Source organism: Amycolatopsis sp. cmx-11-12, from assembly GCF_046269425.1.
Classification (GTDB): domain Bacteria; phylum Actinomycetota; class Actinomycetes; order Mycobacteriales; family Pseudonocardiaceae; genus Amycolatopsis.
This window is the reverse complement of record NZ_JADNQM010000035.1, coordinates 37762-53806: the sequence shown is the minus strand read 5'-3', so window position 1 is coordinate 53806 and position 16045 is coordinate 37762. Positions and strand designations below refer to the sequence as shown.

20 protein-coding genes and 1 pseudogene are annotated in these 16045 nt (G+C 68.6%); 9 read left to right on the top strand and 12 right to left on the bottom strand.

All coding sequences use genetic code 11. The annotated features are described in order from the left end of the window. The first annotated feature begins 100 nt into the window (after nt 1-100). Nucleotides 101-466, top strand: coding sequence for a hypothetical protein (locus tag ACLARN_RS34830; protein ID WP_101611918.1), 366 nt, complete (start codon nt 101-103; stop codon nt 464-466). A 19-nt stretch (nt 467-485) separates the two neighbouring features. Then, nucleotides 486-896, top strand: a complete 411-nt coding sequence (locus ACLARN_RS34825; RefSeq protein ID WP_409495723.1) for a hypothetical protein — start codon at nt 486-488, stop codon at nt 894-896. 325 nt (nt 897-1221) lie between these two features. On the opposite strand, the gene ACLARN_RS34820 is transcribed toward ACLARN_RS34825, so the two are convergent. The 3 genes from ACLARN_RS34820 to ACLARN_RS34810 all read right to left on the bottom strand — a co-directional run bounded on the left by ACLARN_RS34820 (nt 1222) and on the right by ACLARN_RS34810 (nt 3131). After that, nucleotides 1222-2208: an MCE family protein gene (locus ACLARN_RS34820; RefSeq protein ID WP_409495722.1), complete on the bottom strand. Its 987-nt coding sequence runs from the start codon at nt 2206-2208 to the stop codon at nt 1222-1224. Between the two features lie 104 nt (nt 2209-2312). Beyond that, nucleotides 2313-2702: a PPOX class F420-dependent oxidoreductase gene (locus tag ACLARN_RS34815; RefSeq protein WP_409495721.1), complete on the bottom strand. Its 390-nt coding sequence runs from the start codon at nt 2700-2702 to the stop codon at nt 2313-2315. A gap of 36 nt (nt 2703-2738) precedes the next feature. Further along, the gene (locus ACLARN_RS34810) at nt 2739-3131 is read right to left on the bottom strand and encodes a MerR family transcriptional regulator (RefSeq protein ID WP_409495720.1); all 393 of its coding nucleotides are present in this window, start codon (nt 3129-3131) and stop codon (nt 2739-2741) included. Between the two features lie 55 nt (nt 3132-3186). Between ACLARN_RS34810 and ACLARN_RS34805 the strand changes: the two genes are divergently transcribed. After that, nucleotides 3187-4146 (top strand): SDR family NAD(P)-dependent oxidoreductase, encoded by a 960-nt coding sequence (locus tag ACLARN_RS34805; RefSeq protein ID WP_409495719.1) that lies wholly within the window; start codon nt 3187-3189, stop codon nt 4144-4146. On the opposite strand, the gene ACLARN_RS34800 is transcribed toward ACLARN_RS34805, so the two are convergent. Then, nucleotides 4130-5218, bottom strand: coding sequence for an alpha/beta hydrolase family protein (locus ACLARN_RS34800; RefSeq protein ID WP_409495718.1), 1089 nt, complete (start codon nt 5216-5218; stop codon nt 4130-4132). The two genes, ACLARN_RS34805 and ACLARN_RS34800, sit on opposite strands and share 17 nt — an antisense overlap. A 139-nt stretch (nt 5219-5357) precedes the next feature. Between ACLARN_RS34800 and ACLARN_RS34795 the strand changes: the two genes are divergently transcribed. Together ACLARN_RS34795 and ACLARN_RS34790 are read left to right on the top strand one after the other, a co-directional pair. Next, nucleotides 5358-6557: a sensor histidine kinase gene (locus ACLARN_RS34795; protein WP_409495717.1), complete on the top strand. Its 1200-nt coding sequence runs from the start codon at nt 5358-5360 to the stop codon at nt 6555-6557. Then, nucleotides 6554-7201 (top strand): response regulator, encoded by a 648-nt coding sequence (locus ACLARN_RS34790; RefSeq protein ID WP_409495716.1) that lies wholly within the window; start codon nt 6554-6556, stop codon nt 7199-7201. The genes ACLARN_RS34795 and ACLARN_RS34790 overlap by 4 nt, the downstream gene beginning before the upstream one ends. On the opposite strand, the gene ACLARN_RS34785 is transcribed toward ACLARN_RS34790, so the two are convergent. From ACLARN_RS34785 to ACLARN_RS34775, 3 genes are all read right to left on the bottom strand, one after another. Continuing rightward, nucleotides 7191-7835, bottom strand: a complete 645-nt coding sequence (locus ACLARN_RS34785) for a GNAT family N-acetyltransferase (RefSeq protein WP_409495715.1) — start codon at nt 7833-7835, stop codon at nt 7191-7193. The two genes, ACLARN_RS34790 and ACLARN_RS34785, sit on opposite strands and share 11 nt — an antisense overlap. A gap of 104 nt (nt 7836-7939) precedes the next feature. Beyond that, nucleotides 7940-9169: a lipase family protein gene (locus ACLARN_RS34780; protein WP_409495714.1), complete on the bottom strand. Its 1230-nt coding sequence runs from the start codon at nt 9167-9169 to the stop codon at nt 7940-7942. A 135-nt stretch (nt 9170-9304) separates the two neighbouring features. Further along, a complete protein-coding gene (locus tag ACLARN_RS34775) occupies nt 9305-9781 on the bottom strand; it encodes a cupin domain-containing protein (protein ID WP_409495713.1) in 477 nt (158 codons plus the stop codon). 78 nt (nt 9782-9859) lie between these two features. Between ACLARN_RS34775 and ACLARN_RS34770 the strand changes: the two genes are divergently transcribed. After that, nucleotides 9860-10309: a MarR family winged helix-turn-helix transcriptional regulator gene (locus ACLARN_RS34770; protein WP_409495712.1), complete on the top strand. Its 450-nt coding sequence runs from the start codon at nt 9860-9862 to the stop codon at nt 10307-10309. Nucleotides 10310-10374: 65 nt separating this feature from the next. On the opposite strand, the gene ACLARN_RS34765 is transcribed toward ACLARN_RS34770, so the two are convergent. Both ACLARN_RS34765 and ACLARN_RS34760 read right to left on the bottom strand, forming a co-directional pair. Further along, on the bottom strand, nt 10375-10578 hold the full coding sequence (locus ACLARN_RS34765) for a cold-shock protein (protein ID WP_005149851.1): 204 nt from the start codon (nt 10576-10578) through the stop codon (nt 10375-10377). 170 nt (nt 10579-10748) lie between these two features. Then, a pseudogene (locus ACLARN_RS34760) lies at nt 10749-11332 on the bottom strand (SDR family oxidoreductase). 24 nt (nt 11333-11356) lie between these two features. Here ACLARN_RS34760 and ACLARN_RS34755 point away from each other — a divergent pair. Genes ACLARN_RS34755 through ACLARN_RS34745 form a run of 3 tightly spaced genes read left to right on the top strand, consistent with a single transcriptional unit; the run spans nt 11357 to nt 13519 of the window. Then, nucleotides 11357-11863 carry a TetR/AcrR family transcriptional regulator gene (locus tag ACLARN_RS34755; protein WP_409495711.1) on the top strand — a complete coding sequence of 169 codons (507 nt, stop codon included), beginning with the start codon at nt 11357-11359 and terminating at the stop codon, nt 11861-11863. A gap of 42 nt (nt 11864-11905) precedes the next feature. Beyond that, nucleotides 11906-12778 carry an alpha/beta fold hydrolase gene (locus tag ACLARN_RS34750; protein ID WP_409495710.1) on the top strand — a complete coding sequence of 291 codons (873 nt, stop codon included), beginning with the start codon at nt 11906-11908 and terminating at the stop codon, nt 12776-12778. Nucleotides 12779-12787: 9 nt separating this feature from the next. Continuing rightward, complete coding sequence (locus ACLARN_RS34745; RefSeq protein ID WP_409495709.1) at nt 12788-13519, top strand: MerR family transcriptional regulator; 732 nt, start codon at nt 12788-12790, stop codon at nt 13517-13519. Here the strand turns inward: ACLARN_RS34745 and ACLARN_RS34740 are convergent. From ACLARN_RS34740 to ACLARN_RS34730, 3 genes are all read right to left on the bottom strand, one after another. After that, complete coding sequence (locus ACLARN_RS34740) at nt 13479-14045, bottom strand: dihydrofolate reductase family protein (RefSeq protein ID WP_409495708.1); 567 nt, start codon at nt 14043-14045, stop codon at nt 13479-13481. The two genes, ACLARN_RS34745 and ACLARN_RS34740, sit on opposite strands and share 41 nt — an antisense overlap. Before the next feature lie 115 nt (nt 14046-14160). Next, nucleotides 14161-15666 carry a caspase domain-containing protein gene (locus ACLARN_RS34735; protein ID WP_409495707.1) on the bottom strand — a complete coding sequence of 502 codons (1506 nt, stop codon included), beginning with the start codon at nt 15664-15666 and terminating at the stop codon, nt 14161-14163. After that, nucleotides 15663-16013 (bottom strand): effector-associated constant component EACC1, encoded by a 351-nt coding sequence (locus ACLARN_RS34730; RefSeq protein WP_409495706.1) that lies wholly within the window; start codon nt 16011-16013, stop codon nt 15663-15665. Before ACLARN_RS34730 ends, ACLARN_RS34735 begins: the two co-directional genes overlap by 4 nt. Nucleotides 16014-16045: the final 32 nt, after the last annotated feature.

Genomic DNA, 16045 nt, shown 5'->3' with positions numbered 1-16045 from the left:
CCGCCCTCCGTGGCCCCCGCCACGCCCCTGCTGGTCGCCCGTCGGCGACGATGCGCCCGGAGGTACGTTGATCGCCGTCGGAGTAGGTAAGGAGGCGTGCGTGATCACAGGTTTCGCGGTGACCGTCGCGATCTGCGCGACCCTGGTCGCGGTGTGGAGTTTCGTGCAGTCCGCACGCAGGAAGTTGCCGGACAACCCACTGCTCGCCGGCCTCGCCGTGGTCGAACTCCTCCTGGTGGCCCAGCTCGTGATCGGCGTCGTCCTGCTGATCGACGGCGGCCGCCCCGGCAGCATGGCCACCTACCTCGCCTATCTGATCGGCAGCCTGGTCGTACTCCCGCTCGGGACGTTCTGGGCGCTGGCCGAGCGCACCCGGTCGAGCACCGCGATCCTCGGGATCGCCTGCCTCGCCATCCCGGTGATGGTGCTCCGGCTGCACGAGGTGTGGGCGGGCGCCAGTGCCTGAAGAAACCGAGGAGAACACGGTGGACACCGCTACCGACACCCACCCGGACAAGACCTCCGGCCCGGGACGGATCCTGGTCGCCGTATACGCGATCTTCGCTCTGGCCGCGACGTCACGCGCCGCCGTGCAGATCAGCACCAAGTTCCACGAGGCCCCGCTGGCCTACGTGCTCTCCGCGTTCGCGGCCGTCGTCTATCTCTTGGCCACCGTCGCCCTGGCCCGCCGCGGCGCGGGATGGTGGCGGATCGCGTTGGTCGCCTGCGGGATCGAACTGCTCGGCGTACTGACCGTCGGCACGTTCAGCCTCTTCGACCGCGAGGCCTTCCCCCACGCGACCGTGTGGTCGGTGTACGGGCAGGGGTACCTCTTCATTCCGCTGGTGCTGCCGGTGATCGGGTTGTTCTGGTTGCGTCGGACGAAGCCGTGGTGAAGGACTCTTTCCCTACTTTCAGGGCAGGGTCCCGGCAAAGTCGCAGAGCTGCTGGTCAGCGCTGGTCTTGGTAATCCGGATTTGACATCGCTGATGCCCGCAAGGCCCGAGTGGGGAGGATTCCGGACGTTCAACGTCCGGAATCCTCCCCACTTGTGCGTGTGCCGGGTTCTGAGGGCATGCCCCTGATCCTCTGTTGATCAAGCTCCATGAAGGAATGCGCCACCTGACCTGCAAGACCTCGACTTTGCCGGGGCCCTACTTTCAGGGTAGGCAAGGAGGCCTTCACGGCCAGGTGAACGCGTGCAGGGGCCTGGCCCCCGCCTCACTTCTCGAAGCAGCCCTTGTCGTTGACCGGCCCGAACGAGGGCAGGACCAGCCCGCACAGGTAGCCGTCGATCCAGCGCCCGTTGCCCGCGACGTTGGTGAGCAGGCGGATCGCCGGGGCGAACGCGGCGATGCCTTTGGCCAGCGAGTCCTGGTTGCGTTGGAGCATCGACGTCAGCCGGTCGAGTTGTTCGAGCACCGGCCCGAGCTGTCCGTCGTTGTCGGCGATGATGCCGTCGAGGGCGGTCGCGAGCCGTTTCGAGCCGTCGAGCAGGTCCTTGATCGCCTGCTGCCGGGTGGAGATCGCGCGCAGCAGCGCGTTGCCGTCCTGGATCAGCCGCTGGACCTCGGCGTCGCGGTCGACGAGGGTCTGCGAGACCTGCCGCGTGTTCGCCACCAGTGTCCGGAGTTGCCGGTCGCGGGAGGCGATGGTGCCGGAGAGCTTCGAAATCCCGTCGAGCGCGGCGCGGACGTCGGCGGGCGTATCGGCGAAGGTCGTAGAAATCGCGTCGAAGCTCTTGGCGAGCTGGTCGACGTCGATGGCGTCGACGGTTTTCGACAAATCCCGAAACGCTTCCAGGACGTCGTAAGGCGCGGTGGTCCGTTGCAGCGGAATCGCGTCGCCCGGATCGAGGACGGCTTCACCGCGCGGGTCGAGCGCCAAGTACTTCTGTCCCAGGACGTTCTTGATCTGGATGGACGCGCTCGTGGCGTCGCCGATCCAGGCGTCCTTCACCCGGAAGGAGACGACCACCCGGTCGCCTTCGAGGTCGATCTCCGACACCTCGCCGACCTTCACCCCGGCGACCCGGACGTCGTTGTCCGCGCGCAGCCCGCCCGCGTCGGAGAATTCCGCGGAATAGGTGGTGCCGCCGCCGATCACCGGCAGGGCGTCCGCGTTGAGCGCCGCCGTCACTCCGAGGGCCATCGTGGTGAGCCCGGCGAGCGCCATCTTGACCGGGTCCACCGCGCCGAAGGACCTCATCGTCTCACCTCGCAGGTCACGAGGGAGAGAGCCTAGGGGCAGCTCCGTCCGGTGGCCAGGCGAAACGTTGCACCGATCGGGTGGCAGTGTCTGTCCACTGTGGACTATGGCTGAGTGTCGAGCCTGACTTCGTAGTGAAGCGTCTTGTACTTCTTCAGCCGGTGCGCGAGCGGGACGAGGAAGCCGTGCAAGAGCCGGTGCTTCCTGGCCAGGAGAGCGGCCGCGTGCCGGGCCTCGGCACCGTCGAGCAGGCGGACCCGCCCGTGCACGGGCTCGCCGGTCGGGGTGCCGCGGAACGTCGAAGGGGCGATTTCGATCCGCGGATCGTTCCGCAGTCGCTTGGCCTTCCACGCCGCGTCATACGTACGGATGTACGCGTGATCCCCTTCGACGGCGATGTTGACCGGCGTCCCGATGGGCGTCCCGTCCCGTTTGAAGGTCTTCAGCAGGATCGTCTTCTGGTCGGTGAACCTGGTGAGCTGCTGCCTTGTCATACCTCTGGGACGAAGCCGCCGCACGAAACGTGACGACTAGCGCCAGAGGGCGTCCGCCGTCCCTCGTGCGACATGCTTCTCGTAGACCTCGACCTTCCGGTCGATCAGCGCCAGGCAATCGGTCAGCTCGGCGATCCGCTCGTGGACGCTGTCCTGATGCTCTCGCAGCAGATCCAGTCGCTTTTCCTCGTTCCCCGGCCCCTGCCGGACGAGTTCGGCGAATTCGCGGATGGTGGCGAGCGGCATCCCGGACGCCCGGAACTTCGTACAGTTCAAGAGCCATTCGACGTCCTGCTCGGTGTACACGCGACGGCCGTTCGCGTCCCGTTTCACCGGCGCCACGAGCAGTCCTTCCTTCTCGTAGAAGCGAAGCGCGTGCACGCTGAGGCCCGTTCTGTCGGTGACCTGGCCGATCGCGAGTTCCGTCACGCCGCCGACGATAGCGGTTGACCTAGAGAGCCCTCTAGCTCCTAGCGTTCGCCGCATGACCACCTCACAGCACAAGATCGGGTCCGGCTTCGACGCGCGCAGCACCGCCGCGGAAGTCCTGCGCGGGATCGACCTCCCGGGGAAACTCGCCCTCGTCACCGGCGGATATTCGGGGCTGGGCCTGGAAACCACGCGTGCTCTGGCGAACGCCGGCGCGCACGTGGTCGTCCCCGCCCGCCGTCCAGCCGAGGCTGAGACCGCCCTCGCCGGGATCCCCGGCACCGAGGTCGGCGAGCTGGACCTCGCCGATCTGGCGAGCGTCGAGACCTTCGCCCGCGGATTCCTCGGCACCGGACGCCCGATCGACCTGCTGATCGCGAACGCCGGGATCATGGCCGGACCGGAACGGCGGGTGGGCCCCGGCTGGGAGTCGCACTTCGCGATCAACCACCTCGGCCACTTCGCGCTGGTGAACCATCTCTGGCCCGCGTTGGCTGCGTCCGGTGATGCCCGTGTCGTCACGGTGTCCTCCGCCGGTCACCACTCGTCGCCGATGCGCTGGGACGACGTCCAGTTCGAGCGCGGCTACGACAAGTGGCTCGCCTACGGCCAGGCCAAGACGGCGAACGTGCTGTTCACGGTGCACCTGGACGCGCTCGGCGCCGAACACGGGATCCGCGCGTTCAGCCTGCATCCGGGCGCGATCCTCACCCCGTTGCAGCGGCATCTCCGGCAGGAGGAGATGGTCGGTTTCGGCTGGATCGACGAGCACGGCGCCCAGGCCGATCCGGATTTCAAGTCGCCGGAGCAGGGCGCGGCCACCCAGGTCTGGGCCGCGACGTCACCCCAACTGGAAGGCATGGGCGGGCTCTACTGCGAGGACTGCGACGTCGCCGAAATCGCGCTCGAAGAGGGCGAGTGGGTCGGCGTGCGGCCCTACGCGATCGACGCTGGTGAGGCCGCGCGGCTCTGGCAGGTCTCCGCCGGCCTCACCGGGGTCAGTTCCAGAACTTGATCTCGGGGTTGCCCGCCACCGGCCCGTCCAGCACCGGCTGACTCCCGCCGCGCAGGTGCTTGTCGAAGAACGCGGCGACGTAAGCCCTGGTCAGCGCCATTCCACGCTCGCCTCCGAGGGTGCCGGGCGGGGTGATGCCGAGCTGCTCGCCGAGCACGCCGACGTCGGTGAAGGACGCATGTCCTGCCGCCGCGACGCTGATCCAGCGCTTCCAGCCGGTGAGGTTCGGCCAGTTGGCCGCCCAGGTCGTGTCCGGGCCGGTCGGCGTGTACTCGCTTTCGCGGCCGAGCAGCAGGAACGGCCGGTCGATCCCGGACTCGGGGATCGGCGACCACAACCTGCCGTCCATGTCGGCGCCGGCACGGATCCGCTGGTCGGCGACCATCGCCGTCGGCGTGCTGTAGCCCCCGATGGAATGCCCGGCCATGCCGATCTTCGTCCGGTCGATCAGCCAGGACCACTTCGACGAAGGCCTGGTCAGCGTGTCGAGGACGAACGAGACGTCCAGTGCGCGGATCGGCGGGAGCAAGGTGGAGTCGGAACCGCACGCGGCGCATTCGGTGACGCGCCCGTCGGGGAAGGCCGTGCCGTGGGATTCGTAGTTGTGGCCGATCAGCGCGACGACGAAACCCTTGCTCGCCAATTCCTCCGCGAGTCCGGTGAGCGTGGTGCGGGGTTTGCCGAACCCTGGTGACAGGACGACCAGCGCGCGCTTTCCTGGCAGCGGCGGGGCGTCGACCCTGGCACTGGTCCGGATCTCCGCGAGCCGCGCGGGGTCGATGTCCGGGACGCCGGATTCGGTCAGGAACGCCTTGGCCTCGGCCAAGGTGAGGTACGGCCGTTTCGGGCCGACGGGCAGCAGGGCCGGGTAGAACATCGACACCATCAGCTCCCGCGGCCCGGTGGGCACCCAGGGGTCCTGGCGCGACCGGTCGGTTAGGTGCAGGTCGGTGGAGCCGACGGGATGCGAGCCTGTCGGCGGTGGCAACGTCAGTCGCGGGGCCGCCGAAGCCGGACTCGCCAGGGACACCATGGCGGCGAGGGCGACCGCTGTGACGAGAAGCCTTCTCATGAGGGTTCCGTTTCTGTCGAGGATCTTCCTCCACCCAGCCTGAGACCCGGCGCCGTATTCGCGCATCTATCGAAGGATGTATTCCGATGTCTGCCTCGCGGTAGATCCGCGCAGGCTGCTCCGGGGTTACGCTCGGCCGGTGTTGGCCCAACTCAGAAGTCACCCGAAGGCCGTGGACATCGGGCTGACCGTACTCATCGGACTGTCCACTGTGGTCACTGCCGACGACCCGGAAGGATTCGAGTGGTGGCTGACCTCCTTGGTATCCTTGACTTCCTTGCTGATCCGGCATCGCAACCCCAAGATCACGTTCGCGGCCGGGGCCACGGTCTCCCTCCTGCATCTGGTCATGGGCAACGATCTCCACCCGGTCGACGTCGTGGCGTTGATCGGCCTGTTCTCCGTCGCGGCCTGGGGGTCACGACGGCTTTCCTTCGCGTTGCTGGCGGCGGGACTGCTCGTCACCGGCGCGTGGTCGTTCTATGCCTCCGAAGCGAACACGCGGACGCCGGTCCCGATGCCGCCGCGGATCATCGTCATCGATCCGCTGGCACCGCCCACCGACCGCGACGACGACCAGGTCCAGGACTGGGGCGGCTTCCCTGCCATGGGGTTGTCGCTCGCGGTGGCGTGGCTGGCCGGGCTGAACACCCGGCAGCGGCGGATCCGGCTGTCGGTGCTGGAACAGCGAGCCGCCGATCTCGAACGCGAGCGGGACACCCAGGCCGCGCTGGCCGTCGCCGCCGAACGCGGGCGGATCAGCCGCGAACTGCACGACGTCGTCGCACACGCGCTTTCGGTGGTGGTGCTGCAAGCCCAAGGCGCCCAGGCGGAACTGGACCGGCGGCCGGAGCGGGCGCGCGAGGCGCTGGACGCCATCGTCGGCACCGGGCGGACCGCGTTGAGCGAGATCCGGCGACTGCTCGGCGCGCTCGGCCAGGACACGCCGGATTGGGAACCCCAGCCGGGCGCGGAACGCCTGCCGCGGCTGGCCGCCGACATCCGTTCCGCGGGCACGCCCGTCGAGTTCGTGGTCGAAGGGGAACCCCGGCCACTTTCGTCCACAGTGGACTTGGCGGTCTACCGGATCGTGCAGGAAGCACTGACGAACGTGCTGAAACACGCCGGCCCGGACGCGTCGGTGACTATCGTGATGCGGTACGAGCCCGACGAGCTGGAGATCGAGGTGACCGACGATGGCATCACGGCGGCCACCCCGCCCGGCACCGGGCACGGCCTCGAAGGGATGCGGGAACGGGTGAACGTCCTGGGTGGCACCTTCGACGCGGGACCGCGCCCCGAACGCGGCTTCGCCGTCCGCGCGACCCTGCCGTCATGACGATCCGGGTGGTCATCGCCGACGACCAGGCGCTCGTGCGCACCGGCCTGCGGATGATCCTGGACAACGCGGAAGACATCGACGTCGTCGGCGAGGCAGGCGACGGCGCGGAGGCCGTCGCACTGGTGGCGGACCTCGATCCCGACGTCGTGCTCATGGACATCCGGATGCCCAGGATGGACGGCGTCGAGGCCACCGCCGCGATCGCCGCCGCCCACCGCGCCCGCGTCCTGGTGCTGACCACCTTCGACCTGGACGAATACGTCTACGCGGCGCTTCAGGCGGGGGCCAGCGGTTTCCTGCTCAAGGACGCGCTCGCGCCGGACCTGCTCGCCGGGGTCCGCGTCGTGGCCTCCGGCGAAGCCACCCTCGCGCCCACCGTCACCCGGCGACTGCTCGACCGCGTCGTCACCGGCCTGCCCACGCCGTCGCCGGACGGCAGGCTCGCCCTGCTCACCGACCGCGAACACGAGGTACTGGAGCACCTGGCCCGCGGGCTGTCCAACGCCGAGATCGCCGGAGTGCTGTTCCTGTCGCCGGGGACGGTGAAGACCCACGTCGGCCGCATCCTCACGAAACTCGGGCTCCGCGACCGCGTCCAGGCCGTCGTCTTCGCCTACGAGTCCGGGATGATCAGCCGCTGACCGCGGCGGGCGCCCGCCAGTGCTTGCCGCGGCGAGGCCGCCGGTGCTGACCGCGCCTGCCGAGGTCGCCGAGGTCGTCCGGGCGGCGGGCGGCGAACTCCTCCGCGGTGATGCCCATCCGCACCAGGTACTTGATCTCGCCGCGTACCACTTCGGTGTCGCGCAGCCTGCTCTCTTCGCGAAAGCCGAGGCCGCCGTGCAGCGAAAGCGACGCCAGGTTGCCGCCGTACACGCTGACCTCGCATTTGCGGAAGCCGCGCTGGTCGAACATATGCGCCAGGAGGACGGTGATCGCGTCCGTGGCGTACCCGCAGCGCTGGTGACGCGGGGCGATCCCGATGCCGTAGCCGAACAGGCCGGTCACCGGGTCGGCGCCGATGGTGCAGACCGAACCGACCAGCATCCGGCCCCGGACCGTCTCGATGCCGAAGTGGATGTCGTCGCCCGCGGAACCCGAACGGTGCGAGGCCCAATGCCGGTGCCCGCCGCCGATCAGCGGCGTCGCCTCGCGGGCCATGTCGCGGTCGAAGCCCATCAGGACCCGGCGGTCCCGGAGGCCGACCTCACGCAACCGCACCTTCCGTCCGACCTGCTCGGGCTCCAGGGCGGAGCGGCTCACCGCGTCCGGCCGCACGGGCGCTCACGAACGATCACAAGCATCCCTAGACGATATCGGTAGCCGGGACGGGGCCTCTACAGCCCATCGTCGGGCCCGCGGATGAGCCTGGCCACACTGATCTAGAACTGGCCGCAGTTCCCCGTCGCGGGCTTTCCGGCGAAGCGTTCGCTCAGCCAGTTCGCCGCGTCACCCTGGGCGGAGGAAATCCCCAGGACGTGGGAAAAGACCGGGCTGAACGACGGAATGTCCTGATAGCGCACGTTCGCCCCCTTGGCGCACCAGTCCTTGCCGAGCTGTTTGCCGATGCTCGACGGGATGACGTCGTCGTTGGGCGTATGCGCGACCAGCACCGGCGCGGCGGGTTCGAGGGTGCCGATCCGGTTCGCCGCGACGATGCCGCGGAACGGCTCCTGCTCCAGGTAGGCCGAGACGGGGCGGCCGTCCTTGGTCAGCTGAGCGGTGTTGCGGTACATGTATTTGAAGACCGCGTCCAGTGTGCAGGTCTTCCGCGCTTCTTCGAAAAGCTGCTTACCGGCGTCGTTGGCGAGATCCAGGATCTTGGCGTCCGGATAGGCCGCGTTGAGCCCGACCAGCGAATACCCGAGGAAACCGACGTACATCCCACCGTCCAGGCTCTTCGCGAGCACTGCCTTGTCAGCGGGCGCCGCTCCCACGTAGGCGCCTTTCAGATCGAGTTCGGGCGCGTACGCCGGCGCCAACTCGGCCGCCGACGCGGAGGCGCCTCCGCCTTCCGAATAGCCCGCAATGCCGACGGGTGACGCGGGCGAGAGTCCGGTTCCTGGCAGACGTTGCGCCGCCCTCAGCACGTCGAGCACCGCGTGTGCTTCCGATTCGCGCACCACGTAGGTGTGCTCCCCCGGTATCCCGAGACCTTCGTAGTCGGTCTGGGCGACCGCGAAACCCTTGTCCAGCAGGGCACTCACGAAGGAGTTCTGGAACGCGGACACGAAGTCGCCGCCTTCGCCCGCCATGGACTTCGACGGCGCGCACTGGTCGCCCATGCCTGCCGTGAACGGCGCGTACGCCACGACCGGACGCTGCCCCGGCCCGCTCCACGCCTTGTCCGGCACCAGAACCGTGCCGGTGATCGGTATGGCGCGGTTCGCGGCGTCCCGGCTCAGGTACATGATCCGGGTCGACTTCGCCCCGCTGAAGGTCGACGGCAGCGTCTTGATCACGTCACCGTTGCCACCGTGCGGAAGCGGTGACGGTGGCTCGTAGAAGCCAGGGTCGGCCTCGGCGGGTACTGCCCCGAAAGCCAGCAAAGCCGCCGTCACCACTCCGGAAAACAGCGCACGCCGCCGAGAGGAACGGAAGAATTTGTGCATGCTGAACCCCGTCCACCGAGTTCGAAGTCGCTCGCGGATCCGCGAGCGAAGCCCACAGTGGCGCCCCTCTTCGGCAGCGTCAACCGGCCCCGGCTCGCATTGTGAACCGAAGGGGAAAGCATGAACGGGTTCTTGTCATGCGCCGCCGAGCAGCTCGTCCCATTCCGGCACCGCCACGAAATGGACGTCGTACCGTTCGTGGATCCGGTCGACCTCGTCCTTCGGCAGCTTCCCGCTCAAGATGTCGGGCAGCGCACGGAAGTAGTCGAAGCGCTCGACGGCCGGAGCCAGCGTGATGAGGACGTCGGCGGCGGTGTCCGGCGACGCGGCGAACGCGTGCCGCACACCGGGCGGGACCACGACGTAACCGCCCCGTTCGAGGGTGATCGGCTCGGTGTCCACCATCATGCGCAGCGCTCCGTCGAGCACGTAGAACGCCTCCGCGGATTTCTCGTGGTAGTGCGGCTTCGTGCCCGGCTCTCCGGCCCGCAGGTACAGCCGGTTCGCGCCGAGTAGCCCGCCCGTGTGCTTGCTGTCGGCCAGCAACCACAACGCGGGCTTCTCGATGGTCTCCGCGTCTCCTGCCCGCACCACCCAAGCGTCGTTCGCCATCGCTCTCCCCATCTGGTTGAAGTCTTCAACCAAAACTAGCCCGAAGTAGTTGAAAGCGTCAACTGCTACCTTGGCGGCGTGACCAACTGGCTCGAAGCGGATCAGCAGCGCGACTGGCGGGCGTTCATCGAAGGATCGGTCCGGTTCGTCGATCTGCTCGACCGGAGGCTGCGGGAGCAGCACGGGCTGTCGCTCGCGGAATACGAACTGCTGGTGAGGCTGTCCGAAGCGGACGGGCACTCGATGCGGATGGCCGACCTCGCCAAGTCGGCGTACTACTCACGCAGCCGGCTGTCCCACCGCGTCAGCGGGCTGGAGACCCGCGGCCTGGTCCGGCGGGAGTCGGCCGCGGAGGACGGGCGGGGGGTCAGCGCCCTGCTCACCGAAGCGGGACACGAGACTTTGCGGCGCGCGGCGCCGGACAACCTGCGCACCGTCCGGGAGCACTTCGTGGACGTGATCGAGCCGGAAGACCTCCGGGCCGTCGGCCGGGCGATGACGGCGGTCACCCGGCGGCTCGATCACTGACCCGCCCCTCAAACGCCCGAAGGCCCCCACCCGGATCGGGCAGGGGCCTTCGGTGTGAAAAAACGTCAGATGGCGACGACGCGCTGGGCCTGGGGGCCCTTCTGGCCTTGGCCGATCTCGAACTCCACGCGCTGCCCTTCGTCCAGGGACTTGAAACCGCTGCCCTGGATTTCCGAGTAGTGCACGAACACGTCCGGTCCGCCGTCGTCCTGAGCGATGAAGCCGAAGCCCTTTTCGCCGTTGAACCACTTAACGCTGCCCTGAGCCATACTTTTACCTGCTCTTCATAGCGAGTCTGAGCCCATTCGATGCCCCGATCTCGGGAACCATTCTGACAGGTGCCGCCGGGCAGCACACGCTGTGGCCCAAAAAAGTACGAGATCCGGGCGGCGGAAATGAAGATTCCGCAGGTCAGCGCGGTGTCAAGGAGTCGAAAATCTCACCCCTGGCGAGTCGGCCGGATGGTCAGATCCCCGATCTCGACGTCCTCGGGCTGGTCGATCGCGAAGGCGATGGCCCTCGCCACCGCCGCCGGGTCGATCCCGAGCTCGGCCATGGTCCCCCTGACCTGCTCACGGACGGCCGGATCGTCGATGGCGTCGTCGACAAGCTCGGTGCGGACGTAGCCGGGGGGAGATCGACGTCGTCCGCGGGACGCCGTCGGCGCTCTCCTGCCGCAGGCAGGGCCGCGGCGATCCCGTGCAGGATCCCCTCGACGTCCAGGTCGGCGACGGGGCCGATCCTGCTGACCCCGGCGTTGCCCACCAGGACGTCCAAACGGCCGAAACGCTCGACTGCGACGTCGACCAGCGCCTTGAGATCACCCGATTCCGTGACGTCCACGCGGAGGGCGGCCGCCTTGCCGCCGTCGGCTTCGATCTCGGCGACCAGCCGGTCCAAACGGTCGGTGCGGCGGGCGCCGAGGACGACGGGCGCGCCGAGCGAGGCGAGGTGGCGAGCTGTCGCTTCACCGATCCCGCTACTGGCGCCGGTGATGGCGACGACCTTGCCGTGCACGGTCATGAACATCCTCCGCCTAGCGGACACGTGTCCGCTTCTGTCGAGAGCGGCGGCTCGCGGCGTGCGGACGCCCAGCGCAACCGCGAACGGATCCTCCAAGCGGCGCGTGTTCTCGTGAGCGAGCCGGGAGAGCTGAAGCTCAACGCGGTCGCGAAGGCCTGCGGCATCGGGCATGGCGCGCTGTACCGGCACTTCCCGACCCGTGAGGACCTCCTCGCCGAGGTCTACCGCCGTGATGTCGAAGAGCTGATCGCCGCGGCCCCGCGGCTGCTGGCGACGCACAAGCCGCTGGACGCGCTGGCGGCGTGGTTCGACCGGGTGGCCGCGTACGCCAGGGTCAAACGCGACGTGTTCGCCGCCGTCGAGGCGGGGACGTGGCGGGACCTCGCCGCCCACAGCCTCGGCCCGATCGGTGAGGCGGTGGAACTGCTGCTGGCCGCCGGCCGCTCGGACGGCAGTGTCCGAGCCGACGCCGAACTCGACGCGCGGGGCCCTCGGTTGCTGTCGATCCTGGGCAACGGGCTCCGCGCCTGAAAGCTTGACCTTGACCCTGCGTCAGGGTTGGAGTCTTGGCGCATGACGAACGACAGCACCTTCGCCCCGCCCGTCGGCGGGTTCCAGGAGATCGACGGCCGCCGCGTTTTCACGCACCGGTCGGGCAGCGGCGGACCGGCCGTCGTGTTCCTGCCCGGCGCGAGCGCGGTCGGTCTGGACTACTTCGGAGTCCAGCAGGAGATTTCGCGGTTCACCACCGCCGTGGCGTACGACCGCGGCGGCACGGGCTACAGCGATCCCCTCCCCCTGCCGCGCACCGCGACCGCGGTCGCGACGGAACTGCGCGATCTGCTGCTCGCCCAGCACATCGCGGGCCCCTACGTGCTGGCGGCGCACTCCCTCGGCGGTCTCTACGCGCATCGGTTCGCCCAGCTGTACCCGCAGGACGTCGCTGGGCTGGTCTTGCTGGACGCCCTCAATCCCGGCTGGGACGACTTCATGCCCGCTGCCGCGAGCCTGGCCGAAGCCGAACGGACGGCACCCGATCCGGACCGGCTCGAAGAGATGCGCCCGGCTCTTCGCGAGATGTACGCCGAGTTGCGCGCGGGCTATCCGGAAGACGTCGGACAGGCCCTTGTCGAGGCCAAAGTGAGCGACGAATGGCTTCGCGTCGGCATCGCCGAACGCGGCGGGCTGGTCGCGCTCGCCGCCGAGGTGAAGGCCGGGCCGGACCTCCCCGACGTCCCGGTGATCGCGCTCACCGTCGTGGGCACCGACCCCACCCACCCGGCACAGGAGATCAACGCCGCCAAAACGAAGATGGACGCGGCCCTGGTGAGCAAATTCACCCACGGGGAGCAGCGCGTCCTCACCGACACCCTTCACCACCGGCTCTGCTTCGACCGCCCCGACGCCGTGGTGCAGGCGATCCGCGACGTCGTCAGCCGCTCCTAGACTCACCCGGTGCTCACAATCGGCCAGCTCGCGGCGACCGCCGGTGTGACCGTGCGCGCGGTCCGCCACTACCACCACGTCGGCCTCCTGCCCGAGCCCGAACGCGATGCCTCCGGCTACCGCCGGTACAGCGCGCAGGCGGCGGTGGATCTCATCCGGATCAGGACCCTCGCCGACGCCGGGGTGCCCTTGGCCAGGATCGACGCGCTGCTGCACGCCCAGCCGGCCGAATTCGCCGCCGCCATCAGCGACATCGACGCCGAACTGCGGCGCAAGATCGACCAGCTCACCGAAAACCGCCTCCGGATCGCGGAACTGGCCGGCGGCGAACGGCTCGTCCTGCCTCCCGACGTGGTCGCCATCCTGGATCGGATGCGCGGCCTCGGCGTCAGCGAACGGCGGATACGGCTCGAGCGCGACGCGTGGATCCTGATGCGGGCGCTGGATCCGCGCGCCATGCCGGAGCGGCTGCGGGACAAGAACGCCGCCTTCGACGACCCCGAGACCCTGCGCGTCTACCTCGCCTGCGATCAAGCGGTCGACTGGGATCCGCGCGATCCACGGCTGGACCGGCTCATCGACGACCTGGACGCCTGGGAGATCGCACACGAAGGAGACAGCGGCGAGCCGGGCTACCTCAAGCTGGTCGTCTCCCGGATCTCCGAGGCGTCACCGGCGTGGCAACGCGTCGTCGCCGAACTCACCCACCGGCGGGCCGGACGCGATAACGCAGGTGGGTAGCGATTCCCGCGGCGGGTTCGCCCTGCGGGATCAGCTCGCCGAGGTGTCCGGCGAACAGGGCGGTCCCCTGCCCCAGCACCACCGGGGCGAGGTGGAGATGGACCTCGTCGAGCAGTCCCGCGTCGAGCAGTTGCCCGGCGACGTCCGCCCCCATCACCAGGACGTCCTTGTCCCCCGCGGCGTCCTTGGCCCGCCGGACGGCGGCCTCCAGCCTGTCGAAGACGAACGTCCCGCCGTTGTCGCCGACGAGGTCCTCCCTGGTCCGGTGCGTGACCACGAAACCGGGGACGCCGGGCCACGGTGTCCCGCCCCACGGACGCAGGCCGAGATCGAAGGTGCGCCGCCCGATGACGGTGGCCCCGACCATCGCGTTGATCCGCTCGAAGGCGTGGGCGTCGGGCCCCTCCCCGGCCATCCAGTCGTGCAGTCGTTCACCGCCGTCGCCCATGGGCTCGTCGTCGCGGACGTTCGGCCCGGCGGTGAAGCCGTCCAGCGACATCGACACATCCAGCACCACCTTGCTCATCGCAAGGCCTCCTCCGCTTCCGAGGCGCCGCTGCCCGGCGCTTTCAGGGAAGGGTCGGAGCCGGTCCGGCCGCATCGACATCGGTGAGGTCGGCTCTTTTCTTGAGGTCTCGCCGCTATCTGCGTTCCCAGTGGATGACGTTGGACTTGATCACGCCGTCCGAGGTCTCCACGTACTCGTAGACGTCGGCGCCGGGGACGTCGTAGCGGACATCGTCACAGGTGGCCGAACCGTTCCCGTCGGTCGTCGCCTCACAAGGTTCGCTGAAAACGCGGCCGTTGCCGACGGGCACCACCTGGTAAGAGGTGTGCGGGCGGAAGCCGGTCAGCCGGGCGTCGATCCAGGAGCAATCCGGCTTCTCGCATTTCGCACTGCTGGTGTCCGCGCCGCGGCTGATGATGATCGTCGGCGACGCGGGGGTGGTCAGGCTCTTGGCCGCGGAGGCTCCGGTGAGCTGTTGACCGGTGGCGGTTCTGGTGATCGCCCGGACGGTGAAAGTGAGGTTCGCGCCGACGGGCACGTCGGTGTAGGTCGTCTCGGTCGTCGTCACGGACCTTTCCGCGAGGCCGGTGCCGCTGACGAGGTAGTGCACCAGCTGACCGCCTGCCAGATCGGGCGCGGTCCAGCTCACCGCGACCTGCCCGCCGTTTCGGGCCACGCCGAGGTTTCCGGGTGCCGCGGCCGGGGTGGCACGAGAGGACGTCGCAGCAGGGGCGGGCGGGGGAAGGTCGACTTTCTCGTCCTTGCGCCACGGAGCCCACACGATCGCGACCACGATCAGCAAGGCGGCCAGTACCGCACTACCGATGACCAGGGCGCGGCGACGGGTACGCGACGGTGCTTCGACCGCGACAGGAGGCGGTGGGTCGGCGTAGTCCTCGATGTCCAGGCCGACGGCGGCGTTACGGGAAAACGGATAGCGCAGCATGGTGTGGGTGCCGCGCTGGTTCGGCCGGGGAAGGCCGTCGGCCATGAGCCTCTGCCATAGCTCCTGATAGATGTCGCTGAAGGTCAGGACTTTCAGGTCGCCGGGCAGTCCTTTGCGGACCACCTCGAGGAACGCCTCCGTGAACAGGGTGCAACGCTTCTCCCCCGCCGGCGGAGTCCGCGCGTGACTGTCCGAAGCCGTGAGCGTATAGGCGCCGCGGATTTCAGCGACGTTGGCGAACTGGTCGTCCTCACCGGCCAAGGCCGGGATCGCCCTGCCGGAGTAGCAGCAGTCGAGGATGACGATCTTGGATTTCGCCGGGCTGTCCAGCACCGCGGACCGGACCCAGTTGAAGGCCAGACCGGTCAGGTCCGGGTGCGCGATCTCGGTCTCGCCGACGACGAGGCAAAGATCCCCGTTTTTCGAAAGTGCGCCGTGCCCGACGAAGTAGACCAGCAGGGTCGCCGTGGTTTCCTCGGCCAACTTGTACAACCGCCGGGCGAGCTTGCTCGCCGTCGGCGGATTCTCGATGACCGTCACCCGGTCCTCCGGCCAACCGCACAGGGCCGGGTCGATCAGCAGCTCTCGCAAGCCCTGAACACTATTGACCGCCGAGGGAACATCGGGAACATCCTCGTCGTCATAGCGGGACATTCCGATGAGGACAGCACGGGAGTTGCCGTAGTCGATCATCCCGTGGCGCCATCGGTCCCGTCGATCAGTTTCTCGATCACCAGGGGAAGGTCCTTGACCTTGCCGGAGTCGATTTCGATGCTCAGGTCACCCCGGGTGATCTTGATCGAGGTCTTCGGCCGGTTTTGCAGCCAAGTCGTCAGTGAACCGGCCAGAACGCTTCCCATCCCGCCGGAGCCGATGGCCACGGCGATCATTTCGAACGCGCCGCCCAGTTCCCCTTCGGCGATCGGACGGCGGAGCTGGCGGATGCGGCCCTGCAACTCGCGTTCCTCGCGCAGCCATTCGGCCAAAGCGACAAGGTCGTCTTCCGTATTCGCGGAACGCACACTCAGCTGGACACTCATGGGAACCCTTCAGGTTTCAGAAACCCCCGCCT